12 protein-coding genes are annotated in these 16,480 nt (G+C 64.0%); 1 reads left to right on the top strand and 11 read right to left on the bottom strand.

Going from position 1 to position 16,480, the window contains the following annotated elements:
* Positions 1-69: 69 nt before the first annotated feature.
* The 11 genes from KF780_09010 to KF780_08960 all read right to left on the bottom strand — a co-directional run bounded on the left by KF780_09010 (position 70) and on the right by KF780_08960 (position 15,107).
* Positions 70-1,653: a long-chain fatty acid--CoA ligase gene (locus tag KF780_09010; GenBank protein ID MBX3561938.1), complete on the bottom strand. Its 1,584-nt coding sequence runs from the start codon at positions 1,651-1,653 to the stop codon at positions 70-72.
* Between the two features lie 39 nt (positions 1,654-1,692).
* On the bottom strand, positions 1,693-5,181 hold the full coding sequence (gene dnaE, locus KF780_09005; protein MBX3561937.1) for a DNA polymerase III subunit alpha: 3,489 nt from the start codon (positions 5,179-5,181) through the stop codon (positions 1,693-1,695).
* An 83-nt stretch (positions 5,182-5,264) separates the two neighbouring features.
* Complete coding sequence (locus KF780_09000) at positions 5,265-5,936, bottom strand: ABC transporter ATP-binding protein (GenBank protein ID MBX3561936.1); 672 nt, start codon at positions 5,934-5,936, stop codon at positions 5,265-5,267.
* Positions 5,929-7,179, bottom strand: a complete 1,251-nt coding sequence (locus KF780_08995; GenBank protein ID MBX3561935.1) for a lipoprotein-releasing ABC transporter permease subunit — start codon at positions 7,177-7,179, stop codon at positions 5,929-5,931. The genes KF780_09000 and KF780_08995 overlap by 8 nt, the downstream gene beginning before the upstream one ends.
* Positions 7,176-8,480 (bottom strand): proline--tRNA ligase, encoded by a 1,305-nt coding sequence (locus tag KF780_08990; protein MBX3561934.1) that lies wholly within the window; start codon positions 8,478-8,480, stop codon positions 7,176-7,178. The genes KF780_08995 and KF780_08990 overlap by 4 nt, the downstream gene beginning before the upstream one ends.
* Positions 8,481-8,859: 379 nt before the next feature.
* Entirely contained in the window at positions 8,860-9,234 is a 375-nt protein-coding gene (locus tag KF780_08985) for a hypothetical protein (GenBank protein MBX3561933.1), read from the bottom strand.
* Between the two features lie 146 nt (positions 9,235-9,380).
* On the bottom strand, positions 9,381-9,749 hold the full coding sequence (locus KF780_08980) for a hypothetical protein (GenBank protein MBX3561932.1): 369 nt from the start codon (positions 9,747-9,749) through the stop codon (positions 9,381-9,383).
* Between the two features lie 557 nt (positions 9,750-10,306).
* Positions 10,307-12,661, bottom strand: coding sequence for a hypothetical protein (locus KF780_08975; GenBank protein ID MBX3561931.1), 2,355 nt, complete (start codon positions 12,659-12,661; stop codon positions 10,307-10,309).
* A 251-nt stretch (positions 12,662-12,912) separates the two neighbouring features.
* Positions 12,913-13,680 (bottom strand): molecular chaperone, encoded by a 768-nt coding sequence (locus tag KF780_08970; protein MBX3561930.1) that lies wholly within the window; start codon positions 13,678-13,680, stop codon positions 12,913-12,915.
* A 125-nt stretch (positions 13,681-13,805) separates the two neighbouring features.
* Positions 13,806-14,510, bottom strand: a complete 705-nt coding sequence (locus tag KF780_08965; GenBank protein ID MBX3561929.1) for a hypothetical protein — start codon at positions 14,508-14,510, stop codon at positions 13,806-13,808.
* A gap of 72 nt (positions 14,511-14,582) precedes the next feature.
* The gene (locus tag KF780_08960) at positions 14,583-15,107 is read right to left on the bottom strand and encodes a hypothetical protein (GenBank protein MBX3561928.1); all 525 of its coding nucleotides are present in this window, start codon (positions 15,105-15,107) and stop codon (positions 14,583-14,585) included.
* Positions 15,108-16,047: 940 nt separating this feature from the next.
* On the opposite strand from KF780_08960, the gene KF780_08955 reads away from it, so the two are divergent.
* A complete protein-coding gene (locus KF780_08955) occupies positions 16,048-16,476 on the top strand; it encodes a hypothetical protein (GenBank protein ID MBX3561927.1) in 429 nt (142 codons plus the stop codon).
* The last annotated feature ends 4 nt before the right edge of the window (positions 16,477-16,480 follow it).

Below are 16,480 nucleotides of genomic sequence, written 5' to 3'. Positions count from 1 at the left end.
CGCCCGGTGGTAAACGAAATCTAGCGGCGAAAACGGCTGCCCCGTTATGGGACGGACGGCCGCCGATCGTTAAGCCGTGACGAGCCGGTGATCGCGATATTGCTCGCGCAAGGCGGTCTTGAGCAGCTTGCCGGTCGCGGTGTGCGGCAGGCTGTCGACGAACAGGATTTCGTCCGGCAGCCACCATTTCGCGACGTGATTCGCAAGATGCGCCTGGATGTCGTCGGCGCTCACGCCCGAATCCTCCTTGCGGATGACCAGCAGCAACGGCCGTTCGTCCCATTTGGGGTGATGGACGCCGATCGCGGCGGCCTCGGCGACGCCCGCGCAGCCGACCGCGGCATTTTCGAGATCGACCGAGCTGATCCATTCGCCGCCCGACTTGATGACGTCCTTTGAGCGGTCGGTGATCTGCATCGTACCGTCCGGATGGAGAACCGCGACATCGCCCGTGTCGAACCAGCCGTCCGCATCGGCGGCGTCGGCATCGGCCTTGAAATAGCGGCGGATGATCCAGGGACCGCGGATCTGGAGATTGCCGGAGGATTCGCCGTCACGCGGCAGCACCTCGCCGTCCGGCCCGATCACGCGCAGCTCGACGCCGAACGGCACCCGCCCCTGCCGGCAGGTGAGATCGACCTGCTCCTCGAACGACAGATCGTCCCAATCGTAGCTGGGCGCGCCCATCGTGCCGATCGGCGAGGTTTCGGTCATGCCCCAGGCATGGTTGACCCGCACGCCCATCTTCATGATCCGCTCGATCATCGCGCGCGGTGCCGCCGAGCCGCCGATCGTGACGATCTTCAGATGCTCGGGCCGCTTTCCGCTCGCGTCCATATACTGGAACATGGCGAGCCAGACGGTGGGCACGCCGGCGGAGTGCGTCACCTTCTCCTCGTTCATCAAGGTGCACAGCACCGTGGGATCGTTGACCGCCGAATAGACGAACTTGATCCCCGCAGCGGCGCCCGCGAAAGGTAGCCCCCAGGCGGCGGCATGGAACATCGGCACGACCGGCAGCGCGACGGCGGTGGAATCGAGATCGAACACCGCCGGCTGCATCTCGGCCAATGCGTGTATGACGCTGGAGCGGTGCGTGTAGAGCACGCCTTTGGGATGGCCGGTGGTGCCGGACGTGTAGCAGAGCATGCACGGCTCGCGCTCCGGCCCTTCCACCCAGGCATAACGGCCGTCCTCCGCGCCGATCAGCGCTTCGAACGCCCCGTCGTCGAAGCAGACATAATGGTCGATCGTCGTCCATTGCGGCTTCAGCCGCTCCACGATCGATTCGAACATCTTGTCGTAGAAGAGGACTTTGTCCTCCGCATGATTGGCGATGTAGGCGAGCTGTTCGTCGAACAGGCGCGGATTGATAGTGTGGATCACGCCGCCCATGCCGATCGCGCCATACCAGGCGACGAGATGGCGGCTGTGGTTCATCGCCAGCGTCGCGACCCGCTCCCCCGGCTTCACCCCCAGTTTCTCCAACGCCTGCGCCAGTTTGCGCGCGTCGCGGGCGATTCCAGCCCAGCTCGTGCGGGTCATCGTGCCGTCCGCCCAGTAGCTGACGATCTCGCGGGCGCCATGCTCGCGCTCGGCATGATCCAGCAGCCGCGGAACCCGCAGCTCGAAATCCTGCATCGTGCCCAGCATCGCCCTCTCCCCAATTCACATCGGGGTCAGTCTATTGCCTCAGCCGACGAGCGCAAGCCGTGCCGGGGAAGCCCGATCGGCCAGCGCGAGATTGACTAAGAGCACGCCCGGCACACGCTCGATCCGTGCCGCGAGCTCGGCATCGACGGAGAAATCGCAGCCGAGCAGGATTTCGGCTTCGGCCCCATCGATGCTCGCCTTCAGCCGCACCTCACCGCCCCCTCCCCGGTCGCCGGTCAGCGCGTCTGCGAGCGCGGACACGGCGGCCACGTCCGCCACCTCCACCTCGAGCCGCAGTCGGGTGCGCTTGGACAGGTTCTCCAGGCTTTGCAGCGTCCGGATCGTGACGCGCGGCGTCTCCTCGCCGGGACGGCGGTCGAGCTCGACGTCGAGCAGAGCGCAGGTGCCGGCCTTGGCGGCATTGGCGACCTGTTCGGCGACCATGTCGTCGAAGATCGTCGCCTCGAACTGACCGGAGGGATCGGACAGGGTCGCCATCATGTAACGCCGTCCCTTGGCCGAAGTGCGCCAACGTGTGTCTTCGACCAAGGCGGCCATCCGGCCGGGGCTGCGCCCGCCATCCGCCGGTGCCGGCAGCGAGACGAGTTGCAGGAAGCTGCGCGCGCCCTGCGCCTCGGCGAGATGGCGGTAATTGTCGACCGGATGAGCGGAGAAATAGAAGCCGAAGCTCTCCTTTTCCGCCGCCATGGTCTGCGCCAGCGTCCAGGTCTCGCAAGGCGGCATCCGGATCGGCGCGACCGCTGCGGGGCCTTCGCCGAACAAACCGCCTTGCCCGCTCTCGCGCGCCTCGGCCGCGCTGGAGGCGGCGGCGAGGATCGTCTCGGCCGCGGCGAAGGCCGACCATCGTTCGGCGAGCCCGTCGAACGCACCGCCGCCGGCGAGGCTTTCGATCTGGCGGCGGTTGAGCAGGCGCGGATCGATCCGCGCGGCGAGATCGTCGAGATCGCGGAACGGCCCACCGGCGCGGCGCTCGGCGACGAGCTGCTCCATCGCCTTTTCGCCTACACCCTTGAGCGCGCCGAGTGCGTAGCGCACCGCATGGCCGTTCCCCGACGCCTCAACGCTGAAATCCGCCTCGCTGGCATTGATCGACGGCGGCAGGCATTCGATCCCCAGCCGGCGCATGTCGTCGGCGAAGATGGCGAGCTTGTCGGTCAGATGGATGTCGAAGCTCATCGAGGCGGCGAAGAATTCGACCGGATGATGCGCCTTCAGCCAGGCGGTCTGGTAAGCGACCAGAGCATAGGCTGCCGCGTGACTCTTGTTGAAGCCGTAGCCGGCGAACTTGTCGATCAAGTCGAACAATTCGTTCGCCTTCGCCCGGCCGATGTCGTTCGCCGCGCAACCGGTGACGAAGCGCTCCCGCTGCGCGTCCATCTCCGCCTTGATCTTCTTGCCCATCGCGCGGCGCAGCAGATCGGCCTCGCCCAGGCTGTAGCCGGCCAGAACCTTGGCTGCCTCCATCACCTGCTCCTGATAGACGAAGATGCCATAGGTTTCCCTGAGCACGTCCTCGAGCAGCGGGTGCGGATATTCGATCGGCGCGCGGCCGTTCTTGCGGTCGCCGAACATCGGGATATTGTCCATCGGACCGGGCCGGTAGAGCGAGACGAGCGCGATGATGTCGCCGAAATTGCTCGGCTTCACCGCGGCCAGCGTACGGCGCATGCCCTCCGATTCCAGTTGGAACACGCCCACCGTATCCGCCCGCTGGAGCAACGCATAGACCTCCGGATCGTCCCACGGCATCAGCCGGTCGAGATCGACCGCAATGCCGCGTTTCGCCAGCAGGGCCACGCTTTTGCGCAGCACCGAGAGCGTCTTGAGACCAAGAAAATCGAACTTCACCAGCCCCGCCGCCTCGACATATTTCATGTCGAACTGGGTGACCGGCATGTCCGAGCGCGGATCGCGGTAGAGCGGGACGAGCTGATCAAGCGGGCGATCGCCGATCACCACGCCGGCGGCGTGGGTCGAGCTGTGGCGCGGCAGGCCTTCCAGCTTGCGCGCCAGATCGAACAGGCGGCGCACGTCGGCGTCATTCCTGTACTCCGCCGCCAGCTCGGACACGCCGTTCAGCGCGCGCTCCAGCGTCCACGGATCGGTCGGATGGTTGGGCACCAGCTTGGCGAGCCGGTCGACCTGGCCGTAGGGCATTTGCAGCACGCGGCCGGTGTCCTTGAGCACGGCGCGGGCCTTGAGTTTTCCGAAGGTGATGATCTGCGCGACCTTGTCGGCCCCGTAACGCTCCTGGACGTAGCGGATCACCTCGCCACGCCGGGTTTCGCAGAAGTCGATATCGAAGTCCGGCATCGACACGCGCTCGGGATTGAGGAAGCGTTCGAACAGCAGGCCGAGTTTCAGCGGATCGAGATCGGTGATGGTGAGCGCCCAGGCGACCACCGAGCCCGCGCCGGAGCCGCGGCCGGGGCCCACCGGAATGTCCTGCTCCTTCGCCCATTTGATAAAATCGGCGACGATCAGGAAATAAGCCGCGAAGCCCATGTCGACGATTATGTCGGTCTCGTAAGCGAGACGCTCGAAATAGGCTTTCCGGTCGGCCTCGGTCAGATCGTCGCAGAGCTCGAGCCGGGCGGCCAGCCCGATGCGGGCGTCGCGACGAAGCTGCTCGGCCTCGGCGTCGGTGTCGCCGGCGATGCTGGGCAGGATCGGCTTGCGCTGCGGCGCGCCGACGGCGCAGCGCATCGCGACCACGGAGCTATTGTCGATCGCCTCGGGCAGATCGGCGAACAAAGCCCGCATGTCGGCGGCGGGCTTCATCCAGGCCTCGGGCGAGGAGCGGGTGCGATCGTCCCGCGCGATCTGACTGGACTGGGCGATGCACAGCATCGCGTCATGCGCGCCGTGGAAGGTCGCCTCGGCATAGGCGGCCGGGTTGGTCGCGACCAAAGGCAGGTCGCGTGCATAAGCGAGCTCGACGAGCGCCGCTTCCGCCGCCTGCTCGACCGGATCGCCGCGTCGGCTGAGCTCGACATAGAGACGGCCTGGAAACAGCGCCTCCAGCCGGTCGGCGACCGCTTCGGCGGCCGCGTTCTGGCCTTCGGCGAGCAACCGGGCCAGCGCCCCTTCCCCGCCTCCGGTAAGCGCTATCAGGCCTTCCGTGCGGCCCTCCAACGCATCGAGCGCGACATGCGCCTCCTGTTCCACCGGGCGGCCGAGATGCGCTTCGGACACCAGAGCGCAAAGGTTGGCATAGCCGGCCTCGTTCTGCGCATAGAGCGCCAGCCAGTCGATGACCGGCGGTTTGCCCTCCGCCGTTCCGGGCCGCGCCACCCCAAGCAACGTGCCGACGATCGGCTGCACGCCTTCGCCGAGGCAAGCCTCCGTGAACGGCATGGCGGCGTAGAGCCCGTTGCGATCGACCAAAGCGGCGGCGGGAAAATCGAGCCGCTTCGCCTGCTTGGCGATCGCCTTCGGATCGATCGCGCCTTCCAGCATCGTGTAGCAGGAGAAGTTGCGAAGCGGGACGTAAGGCGCGGACGACATGGAAGGACTATGGGCGCCGGGGGCGAGTCGGGGAACCCCCCGGCCGGTTTCGTCCACAGCTTTCCGTCATACGGCAGGTTGGGCTATTCGAGCACTCCATCATGGAGCCGCAGCACCCGGTCCATCTTGGCGGCGATGCGTTCGTTGTGGGTGGCAACCAGAGCGGCGCTGCCCTCCTCGCGCACGAGATGGAGGAATTCGGCGAACACGACGTCGGCGGTATGCTCGTCGAGATTGCCGGTGGGCTCGTCGGCCAGCACCAGCGCCGGACGGTTGGCGAGCGCGCGGGCGACGGCGACGCGCTGCTGCTCGCCGCCGGAGAGCTGGGCCGGGCGGTGCGTGAGGCGCTGGCTCAGGCCGAGCGTGCCGAGCAGGCTTTCCGCGCGGGCATCGGCATCGGCGCGAGGCGCGCCCCGCACGAGCTGCGGCAGCACGACATTCTCCAGCGCGGAGAAATCCGGCAGCAGATGGTGGAATTGATAGACGAAGCCCAGGGTCTCGCGCCGGACGCGGGTGCGGTCCGCATCGTCGAGCGTGGCGACCTCCTCGCCGGTGATGCGGATCGAGCCATCGAAGCCGCCCTCGAGCAGCCCGACCGCCTGCAGCAAAGTCGACTTGCCCGAGCCGGAGGGGCCGAGCAAAGCCACGATCTCGCCCGGCGCGACCGCGAGGTTCACCCCGCGCAGCACGTCGATCGTGGCGCCGCCCTGGGTGAAGCTGCGCCTCAGGTCGATTACGGCGAGCGCGTCACTCATAGCGCAGCACCTGCACCGGATCGGTCTTCGACGCGCGCCAGGCCGGGAAGATCGTCGCCAGGAAGGTGAGGACGAGCGCAATCGTGACGATCGCGGCGACCTCCACCGGATCGGTCTTGGCCGGCAGCTCGGTCAGGAAGCGAACCGTCGGGTCCCACAACTCGCGGCCGGTCAGTCGCTGGAAGAAATCCACAATCGGTTGGCGGTAATGCAGCCCCAGCATGCCGAGAATGAAGCCGGCGATGATGCCGAGCACGCCGATGGTGAGCCCCACCATCATGAATACCTTCACCACGCCGGCGCGGGTCGCGCCCATCGTGCGCAGGATCGCGATGTCACGCCGTTTCGCGCGCACCAGCATGACCAGCGCCGAGAGGATGTTGAACGCGGCGACGAGGACGATGATCGAAAGCACCACGAACATCACGACGCGCTCGACCTGCAGCGCTTCGAACAGGGCCGAGTTCATCGATCGCCAGTCGTTGATGACCGCCCTGCCCCCCAGGGTCCGCGCGACGGGGGCGAGGATATCCTGCACCCTGTCGGCATCGGTCGTTTCGACCTCGATCATGCCGACGGCATCGCCCATCATCAGGAAATTCTGCGCTTCCTCCATCGGCATGACGACGAAAGCGCGATCGAAATCGTAGAGGCCCACCTCGAAAATGGCCGCGACGCGATAGTCGACGATGCGCGGCATCGTGCCGAACGGGGTCACCCGCCCCTGCGGGCTGATGATCGTGATCGATCCGCCGATATCGAGCCCGAGCAATTCGGCGAGCCGCGAGCCGATCGCGACATTGTCGGTGCCCGGTCGCACATTGGCGAGCGATCCGGCCAGCACATTGCCGTTGAGCACCGGATTTTCGGCCATGTCCTCGGGCGTCACGCCGCGCAGCAATATGGCCTCCACCCGCCCCTGGTTGCTCGCCATCAGCGGCTGTTCGATCAGCGCATTTGCGGCGACCACGCCGGGTGTCTGCCGCGTCCGCTGCAGGATCGGCTCCCAATCGTCGAGCCGGCCGCCATAGCCCTGGATCACGGCATGGCCGTTGAGCCCCACAACCTTGTCGAACAATTCGGCGCGAAAGCCGTTCATCACGCTCATCACGATGATGAGCGCGGCGACGCCGAGCATCACCGCCGCGAGGCTGATCCCCGCGACCAGGAAGATGAAGCCCTCGCCCTTGCCCGGCATCAGATAGCGCCGGGCGATCATCCGCTCGTAGCGGGAGAGGATCACGCGGTCAGCCTCGCCAGCGCGCTCTCGATGCTCAGTTCCTCGCGCTCGCCCGTCGCGCGGCGCTTCAGCTCGACCATGCCGTTCGCCAGTCCGCGCGGGCCGACGACGAGTTGCCAGGGCAGACCGATCAGATCCATCGTCGCGAACTTGGCGCCGCCGCGCTCATCGCGGTCGTCGTAGAGCGTCTCGACGCCAGCGTCGGTCAGCTTCGCATAGAGATCGTCCGACGCCGCCGCGCAGGCCGCATCGTCGGAGCGCATGTTGACCAGCCCCACCTGGAACGGCGCCACGCTTTCCGGCCAGACGATCCCGGCCTCGTCATGACTGGCCTCGATGACCGCGCCCATCAGGCGGGAGACGCCGATGCCGTAGCTGCCCATTTGCGGGTGGGCCTGCCCGCCGTCGGCGGTCTGCACGGCAAAGCCCATCGACGCGCTGTATTTGGTGCCGAAGGCGAAGATGTGGCCGACCTCGATGCCGCGCCGCTGGCGCAGCCGATCGGCCGGCACCGGGCAATCGGCGACCTTAGCGTGCTCTTCCTCCTCCATCGCATAGAGAGAGGTGAGCTTCGCGATCGTCGAGGCGTCGGCGGACAGCAATTCCTCGCGCGAGATGTCCTCCAGCGCCGCGTCGTAGAAGACGGCGCTTTCGCCGGTGTCGGCGAGGATGTGGAATTCGTGGCTGAGATCGCCGCCGATCGGGCCGGTCGGCGCCTTGACCGGCACCGCCTGCAGGCCGAGCCGCGCGAAGGTGCGCAGATAGGCGACGAACATCGCCTCGTAGCTCGCCTTCAGCCCGGCCTCGTCAGGATCGAAGCTGTAGGCGTCCTTCATCAGGAATTCGCGGCCGCGCATCACGCCGAAACGCGGCCGCACCTCGTCGCGGAACTTCCACTGGATATGGTAGAGCGTGCGCGGCAGATCGCGATAGGATTTGACCGAGCCCAGGAAGATCTGGGTGATCATCTCCTCGTTGGTCGGCCCGTACAGCATCTCGCGCTCGTGCCGGTCGGTGAAGCGCAGCATTTCGGGGCCGTAAGCGTCGTAGCGCCCGGATTCCCGCCACAGATCGGCCGACTGGATCGTGGGCATCAGCAATTCGACCGCGCCGGCCCGATCCTGTTCCTCGCGCACGATCCGTTCGATCTTCCTCAACACCCGATGGCCGAGCGGCAACCAGGCATAGATGCCGGCGGCGGTCTGGCGGATGAGGCCCGCGCGCAGCATCAGCTTGTGGCTGACGATTTGTGCGTCGGCGGGCGTCTCCTTGGCGACGGGCAGGAAATAGCGGGACAGGCGCATAGGCGGAAACGGCTTTTCGAAACGGCGGACGAACGAAGCCGACCTCTAGGGTCCGTGCTCGATATCCGCAATGGCGGGATCGTCCGCGGGGCGGGCCGGCGGCCTGTGGCCGGATGGCCACAGCGGCGATGCAAAAGGGCCGCGGTGACCGATAGAGCGATGACAAGACAGGCAGGGGAGCATAGCCTCTTCCCACGCAACCAAGGACTTAAGCCTGGTTCGGGGAGGCTACGGCCCCGCTCAACCCTTGCGAGGTGGGACGAGCGCGCGGGCCGCAGCGTCACAAGGGGGTGGACGGCGCGAGCCGTCCCACGGGTGCCCGGGCGGAAACGCCCGGGCACTTGTGTTTTGGGCCTGATACCTTGGTAGCTGCGCTCGATCAGAGAGGCAGGACGCGGAAACTCAGGCGGTCCGTATCGAAACCGGCATTACCCGGCTGGGCGAGCAGTTCCCGATTGCGGCTCCGCGCGCCCGCCGCCCTGCTGATCACCGCTTCTCCCGAACCGTTCAGGACGACCTGATCGCCCCCGACCGCAAGTACGGCGCCGCGGAGCGTGCCGGGAGCATAATGCACGATCAACTCATAGCCGCGCGCGGCATTGCAATATTCGTTCAGATGCCCGAGCATCACCGGGCCAACCGTCGCAGCGTTCGATTGAGAAGGCCGGTAGCTGACCTCACAGGTGACGGGCACCGTCACTCGCAGATTATGTGCCGCGGTCTGAGCACGCACCGGCGTCCCGACCGCAACCATTCCCAGCATACATATGGCAGCCGCGGCGTTGCGAACCATGACGCCCCCCAACTTTCGTTCGCGGGAAGCTTAACCAAAGTGATTTTAAGTCATGGTTTGCGAGTAAGGTTAATTCAGGCGGAAAGCCGCACAGGCGTTGAAGAAGATCATTGTGGCGCGACCGCAATTGACACCACATCCGAATAGCTCCCCGCCCTTCGCTCGTTCGTGGGGCCGACGATGAACGACAGCGGCAAGGATTCGCGGCGATACCCGTTGCCACTGCCGAACAGATGTTCGGTGGCACCGCCCGTCAACGTGAAAGTGCGGTCTCCGACCGAGACCTGATACGGCACCGTCCAGTTCGAGTCGCCCAGTCGCAAATTGCCGTTATGTAGGGACTGCACGCTGATCCGATAGCGTCGCGTGCTCTGGACACGCAATTGGAGCGGCACCGGTGCCACGCCGGGCTCAAGCCGGCCGAGATCGACCGAGACCTGGCCCCCGTAGACCTCGAACGCGCCGGAAAGGCCGATACGCGCCGAGGGCAGGACGTTCACGCCTAACACCAGCGGGCGCCCCGCGATCACCGTGCCGTCGGCTTGCTCGGCTTCGAGCAAGATATTTTGAAGGAATTCGCCATCGTCTCTCAGATAATCGATCGGTACGGTGAACTGAAACTGGACATTCTTCTGCTCGTTCGCGGCAAGAGAAATGAACCTCCGCATGAGCGAGCGCTCCGTGCGGCCCGACGCCGGAGTGACGATCATATCCGAACGGAGATCCAACAGCCCGTAAGGCACGCGCATGCCCCGCCCGCTCGACAGCCCGAAAGGCTCGTTGTCGAGCCGAAAGATCGGAGTGAAATTGCAGGTGCCCCGCCCTTCATTGATGAAGGTGACGCTGTAGGACCCCAGCGGAGCGGCATTGTCGAACGGATCGTAACCGCGCACGACCCAGTTCGACGAGCCGGTGTCGATCCTCAGCCTGCAGCCCCGATCGCTTGTGTCGGCACCGGACTGAGCGATCGTCATCGAAGAACACCCGGCCAGAATGATTGCGAATAAGTATCTGTGTCGCATGGGACCGCCCTCTAATTCCTCGCCGGGGGCACTACATTGCCAAGGTTAACCAACCCGTCATTGTCCGCCGGGACCTCGAATTCGAAAACGGGCAGGATATCGCCGCCCCGATAGATTTCTACCCGGTAGCGCCTGCCGGGCCGCAGGCCGCTGACGGCGAAACGACCAGCGGAATTGGTGAAGAACGGGCTAGGCTCGGCATTCTGGTCGGACATGTCGACGACTCGTCCACCCAGAAGTTGCGCAGCCTCGTTCGGCGCGCGGAAAAGCGTCCCGAGAGCCGTGACATAGGCATCCGTGCCGATGCGCAGATGATAGCCGCTCCGATAAGCCGGTTTCACCCGATATACGCCCGGGCCGATATCGTAACCGACAGGGGGATCACGGACATCATATTGAATGGATTGCGTGACATAGGAACTCAACACGTTGTTCAGCGCTCCGCCCAACGCACCGCCGGCGCTGATGAAGACATTGTCCTCGACCGACTCCCCCGCCACCACGGAGCGTCCCCGCAAGGTCGGGTGTGGGGTGAGGATCGCGAAACTGTCGGAGATGCGCCGACCGATCGCGAAAGCGCCGTCGGCGAATGCCAGCGTCGTTCCGATCCGAAGGGTCGTGGTGTTCGCGGCCCCGAACGTATCGAAACTCCGGCCGGAAACAGTGTGGCTCGCGGACGCATCGAAACGATTGGCGGTGAAATCGACGAATCCGGAAGCGTTGATGAAGTCCTGTTCACGGCTGATCGTCGCGCCATAACCGGCACTGTTGATACGTCCGGAGCCAGACCGAAGATATGCGAGAAAGGCGCTGTCGGTATTGCTCCGATACCGCGCTTCGGCCCGGGTGCGATAATCCGGCTGATAGACCAGCGCGACAGTGGCGCCGAAACCGCCCCCGCGAGAAAAGGCCGGCGATTCGGAATATTCCACACCCGCGCGCAGGCTCCATTGCCGATTGATGGAATAGCTGGCCAATGCGGAAAGGCGATAGCTGTCCTCCCGATTGCGCTGCACGACATAAGAGCCACTCACCACGAGGTTCAACTCACGGGTGAATGCCCGCGCATATTGAACGGTAATGCTGGACTCGGTCGAATTCTGCGGGGAAGCGTTGCCGAGCAGCGCATAATCCCGCGAAAGATAATCGGCGCGAATCGAGAAGGAATCGATCAGGCCGCCACGATCGAAAAGCTGATCGTAAGCCACGCCCCCCGAATACCCCATTCCCGCCTGACTGGAGCGGCTGAGGCCGGCATCCACCAGAAGCCGCGCGCCATTGCGCAATATGAATTGGGTTTGCCCGGTGACGTTCTGGACCTGCTCGCTCAGTTGAAGGCCGACGCCGATCGCGGGACGATCGACGAACGCCTTGCGGAAGAATCCGGTGAAGGCGAGCGGCCCGTCATAACTCGGAGATCCGCCGAACTGACGACCGAGCGGCCCGACATAGGCGGCATATTCGTAATCGCCGGGTTCCAGATCGATCGGATCGAGATAGGCTTCGTAATTGATGAGCTGGACAGCGCCCCCGCCGTCCCGCACCTCGATACGGACATCATTGCTGCCCGTAATCAGCGGCAGCGTGCTCAGATCATACGACCCCGCGTCCAGCTGAAGCTCGCGGTACAGGACACCGTTGCGTATGATCCGGACGCTCGAATCCTGCTGCAGCACCAGCTGGCGGTTGCCCTGCAGGATGGCGGAACGGAAATCATTGAAGCGCCGCCGCGCGCGCAGCACGCCCACGCCGCCCATCTGGACGAAACCCTGCTGGCCCCTCACCTCGGGCGTAAGATCGCCCAGCAACCAGCGGCGGAAGCGGGCGGGTTCATCATAAACGAGGCGTGCATAGTTGCGGTCGAAACGATAGCCGCTGGACGTCACGCCGGTCTCCGATCGAAACGAGGCGTCGCCCTCGAACACGAAGCCACCCAGGCGCATCGCGCCGTTGAGGTTCATCGACGGTGGATCGTTCTGCCCCTCGTCCCAGTTCCAGAGCTGGAAAACGTTCAAGTTGAGATAGCCCGAAAAGCGCGCCGGCAGAAAATCAGGCGTTTCGTCGTCCCCCGTCGGCGGCGCAAACAACCGCTCGACAGCGCGACGTGCCGGATCGACATTGAGCACGACGACCGCGAGGGTCGATGGATCATAGACCAGCGCGACGCCCTGGCCTTCGAGATCCGCCGGCGAAAAAGTGTCCCGCGAAACCAGGAATTGCGTCATGTCCACGCGTGCGGCTTCGTTGAGCAGCGGACCGATGAGTCGCAGGAACCCCGCAGACTCGACGAAGAGGCGGTCATCGTATGTCAGCCGGATGGGCATGTCGCCAAGACTGCGGTTCCGATACATGAGCGGCACCGTCATGCTGATGTCGCGTTCATAGGGATTGATGTCGGGGCGTCCGTGCGGGCCGAGCGGGACAGGGGGCAGTTGCCCGGCCGCAGCCGAGGGTGCAGTTACGGGGCCCGATGCCGCCGGAGGCAACGACCGTTCCTGCTCGGGCCGCCCGGAATCGCCGGACGGGCGCCCGCCGGGAAGCGGCACTATTGTTTGCGCGTAGCCCATCTCCGCCCCGGCCAGGCAGAGTATTCCGGACACAAGCAAGCGGCCTCGTTTCACCTCGCGAAACGGACCCGGATCGGGCCGGAGCCGAACGCAGTCTCGACAGGCAGGCGGAATGTCCTGGTTCCATCGAGCGGAGCCAGGTAGCCGACCCCGATCAAGCGGTTGAGTTCTTCCGGCGTGAAGATCTGCTGAAGCGGCTCACCGCTTTCCGAGGTCCCGTCAATGACCCAGCGGAGGCCCGCCATCATGGCATGGCGGTTGCCCGTATTGCGCAACGTGATCTCGACACCCGGCACGGTCGGCGGCGGGGGCACCCCTTCCGGGGCCGGTGGCCGATAGTCGATCGGGCGCGCAGCGGCGGCCTCGACCATGGGGGTGGCGCCCGGAGGCGCGACCACGACCAGGGCCTTCATCGTATAGACGATCTGAAGCTGACCGCTGACGTCTTCGGGAGTCGCGCCGGGATCCAGTTGCACCGGCAACTGGTTTACGGCGACATAATAAGACTGGGAGGCGCGCAGGTTGGGCTCGCCCACCCATTGCAGACGCATCACCTGGCGTCCGCCGGGCGGGATCGCGCCCTGGGGCGGAAAGATCAGGAAGTCCTCGTCGGCGGGCGTTTCGGTGACACCGCCCTGTTCGTCATAGGTGATTCGATAGACTCGCACGTCATAGGCGAGCCTGGTCTGGTTCAAATTCTGCACTTCGAGACGCGCGGAACTCTCGGTGCCGGTCGAGGTCATCTCGATGATCATCGGCGACACGCGCATCGCAAAGGCAATCGTCGAAAGCGCCAGGAGAACCAGCCCAAAGCTCATCCACCCAAGGAGCCGGGCGAAGGGGGAGAAAACGGAGATACGCACCGACATAGCCATGGAACCCAGTGCCTAAACAATAATGAAAGGGGGGAGGGAAAACCCTCCCCCCTCGCATCTCATTTCACTTAAATGGCATCCGCGCGAAGCTCGATACGGATCGTATCGCTGTAGGTGCCGGCGACGAGACCCTTGCTCTGGGCATCCACCTGCGCGTGCATGATGATGCGCGAACGGAACGCGCCATAGGTCCGGTAATCGCTGCCCTGATTCTCGGCCACCGTCCAGGTTTGGTACCCACCGGCGGCCGGGGCCGTGGTGTTGGTGCTGGCTTCCTGGATGCCCACGCGGACGCGGTACGGAATGTTGGCGGTGAAGTTGTTGGTGTCGTAACCGCCAGCCGCGCTGTTCACGAGGCCGCTGACGCCGTTGACCTTGGTGACTTCGACGGTGTTCGCGAAGTTGCAGCCCGCCGAGGTCGACGTGATCTCGATGCTGAAATTGCCGGCCTGGTTGAACAGCTGCGTCGGCACTTCATTGTTCGAATTGAGAACGCCGATCGCGCCCAGCGGGATCGTGTGGGTCGGCGAATTGCCCTGGTGATAGGAACAATCGCGCGCGACCGAACCCGTCAGGGTGAAAGCCGTCGTCACTGTCGGCGTGGCCGCCGAGGAATCGTTCGGAATGCCGATATTGGCATTGAACGCGAGCGACGGGCCACCCGGGAACGCCGCGCCGGGTCCGAAATTGCCGACATTGTGCGTCTGCGCGGACACCGAGGTCGCCGCGAGCATGCTCGCCGCCAAAAGGGCAATGGTACCGATCTTCTTCATTACACTTCCTCCTTGGATAACTCTTGAAAAGTGCTGAGCAGGCGAATGAGTTTGGCCGCCTGATTCACTCCCTCAGCCTGGAGTCACGGTGATCTCGATGACTTCGCCGTAGCGGCCAGCGAGCAAACCTGCCTCGCGGCCGGGCGAACCGAGCGCGATGGTGAGCGACATGCCGTCCACGGCGATGCCGCCGGCACTGGAAATGGATTGCCCCGCGACCAGATCGCGGCTGGCGAATCTTTGAGAAACGACTCCGCGTTCCGGCGTGCGGACAGGCAACCTCACCTGCAGCGCATAAGGAAGCGTGCCGGCATATGGCCCCTGCCCGGTCGGCATCAGCTCGTTCGCCAGGCCGCCATTTTGAGACCGGATCGTCACATTGATCGGAACGTTGCAGCTCAATCCGACATGCGTGGAAAAGCCGAGGCCGGGCCGGCTTATGTCGCCGAAAGAGACATCGGGGAGATCGGCCAACGTGCAGCGTTCGACGACTCTGCCGCGAACGGCAATGTCGAGGGACTGCGCATTCTCGATTTCCGCAGCCATCGCGGGCGCGCAAAGCAAGAGCGCGACAAACGCCACCCCTCCAAATCGCATGGATTTCTTCCCCCGTTACACGTCACGCTTCGGCGGTTCCGTCTCCAATAGGAACCGACCGACGCGCCTCGGGGTTTGGTGGCCGCCCTCGACTCGCCTCCCCCCGAAGGAAGCCAAAACCTAGAGCGATCTGCACCGGGCTGGCATCCCCTATATTGGGGATTATGTAAGATTTAGCTAAACTTTAACAAAGGTTTTTATTCGTGTTTTGAAGGAGGTGGACGAATTTTGGAGGATGGAATGGCTATTGCAGCAAGCGCTCCCTCACGAAGAGTGAAGAACGTTGTCCGATAATGGCACAAAAAGCCCTGAAACCTTGCGAATTACATTGATAGGGATGTACGGATACGGCAACGAAGTTCTTAGTCGATCAGCCAGTATCGTAAATATTTCACTCGGTTATTAGTGAATTTATTTCACATGCGATACAATATTTCTCTTAAGTTTATATGGTCTCTATTCTCAAATTTCAAAAAGCTGATGCGTCTGCCTCAAGGCATGGCGGTTCCGGCATTCGGGCCGGATGATTCCAACGTCCTGTAATACAGCAGCAGCGAGCACGGACAGGGGCTTACTGCGCCCACCCTGGTCTTTGCCGCCGCGTCAGGCTGCGAATTTCAGGCCACGCCGCCATCCCTCGCCCAACCTAATCCACCAGGTCGATGCCATGCTCACCGGTTTTAAGCTTTAGCGAGAAGACACGCGGTTCCATCCCTGCCCCGGCTCGATCTTCCGAGCCATCGCACGGTCACCTCAATCATGTCCTGGCCGCCTCGGCGAGGCCCGAGTCAAAACGTGAGATCTGCGAGCGCAAAACGAATAATACCGTATTAACCGTATAATTACACGCCTGTTATACCATGAATAATGCGGTGTTGCTCGTCAGAGGTTTTTTAATATTTGCGCTGTAAACCGCCCCGAAACGGGACGGAAAACAGTCATGAAACATCTCAAGCTCGCCGCTTTCGCCATGATCGGAGCCCTTATCGCTATAGGCGGCCAAGGCGCAGCCTTCGCTTCGTCGGAAAATGCTTCGATCAACATTCGGGGCACCGTCCGGACCGTCTGCCGCGTGCAGTTCAATCAGCCCACGGTTGCGAACGGGGCCGTGATCCAGCTCGGCCAGATGCAGCAGCTTTGCAACAATATCGACGGCTATCGGGTGGTCATGCAGCATCCGGCGGGCCTGAACGGCGCGACGGTTTCGGTCGACGGCGTTGAAACCCCGCTTTCGAGCGGCAACGAGACCATTCTCGTCGATTCGAACCGCCCTGACTTCCGGACGAGCGAGGTCAGCCTGAATTTCGGTGACATGGCAGGCCCGGGAGCATTGTCCTTCCGCATCGAGCCCAAGGGCACGCTCTACTGATTCA

The sequence above is a fragment of the Sphingomonas sp. genome, assembly GCA_019635535.1.
Classification (GTDB): Bacteria; Pseudomonadota; Alphaproteobacteria; order Sphingomonadales; family Sphingomonadaceae; genus Allosphingosinicella.
This window is presented reverse-complemented; position numbering and strand designations above follow the sequence as displayed.

Excerpts from the sequence above, each read along its gene's own strand:
- KF780_08985 (MBX3561933.1), bottom strand. The coding sequence starts at position 9,234 with ATGGTTGCGGTCGGGACGCCGGTGCGTGCTCAGACCGCGGCACATAAT.
- dnaE (MBX3561937.1), bottom strand. The coding sequence starts at position 5,181 with ATGTCGTCCGCGCCTTACGTCCCGCTTCGCAACTTCTCCTGCTACACG.
- KF780_08955 (MBX3561927.1), top strand. The coding sequence starts at position 16,048 with ATGAAACATCTCAAGCTCGCCGCTTTCGCCATGATCGGAGCCCTTATC.
- KF780_08960 (MBX3561928.1), bottom strand. The coding sequence starts at position 15,107 with ATGCGATTTGGAGGGGTGGCGTTTGTCGCGCTCTTGCTTTGCGCGCCC.
- KF780_08975 (MBX3561931.1), bottom strand. The coding sequence starts at position 12,661 with ATGACGGTGCCGCTCATGTATCGGAACCGCAGTCTTGGCGACATGCCC.
- KF780_09010 (MBX3561938.1), bottom strand. The coding sequence starts at position 1,653 with ATGCTGGGCACGATGCAGGATTTCGAGCTGCGGGTTCCGCGGCTGCTG.
- KF780_09000 (MBX3561936.1), bottom strand. The coding sequence starts at position 5,936 with ATGAGTGACGCGCTCGCCGTAATCGACCTGAGGCGCAGCTTCACCCAG.
- KF780_08990 (MBX3561934.1), bottom strand. The coding sequence starts at position 8,480 with ATGCGCCTGTCCCGCTATTTCCTGCCCGTCGCCAAGGAGACGCCCGCC.
- KF780_08970 (MBX3561930.1), bottom strand. The coding sequence starts at position 13,680 with ATGAGCTTTGGGCTGGTTCTCCTGGCGCTTTCGACGATTGCCTTTGCG.
- KF780_08965 (MBX3561929.1), bottom strand. The coding sequence starts at position 14,510 with ATGAAGAAGATCGGTACCATTGCCCTTTTGGCGGCGAGCATGCTCGCG.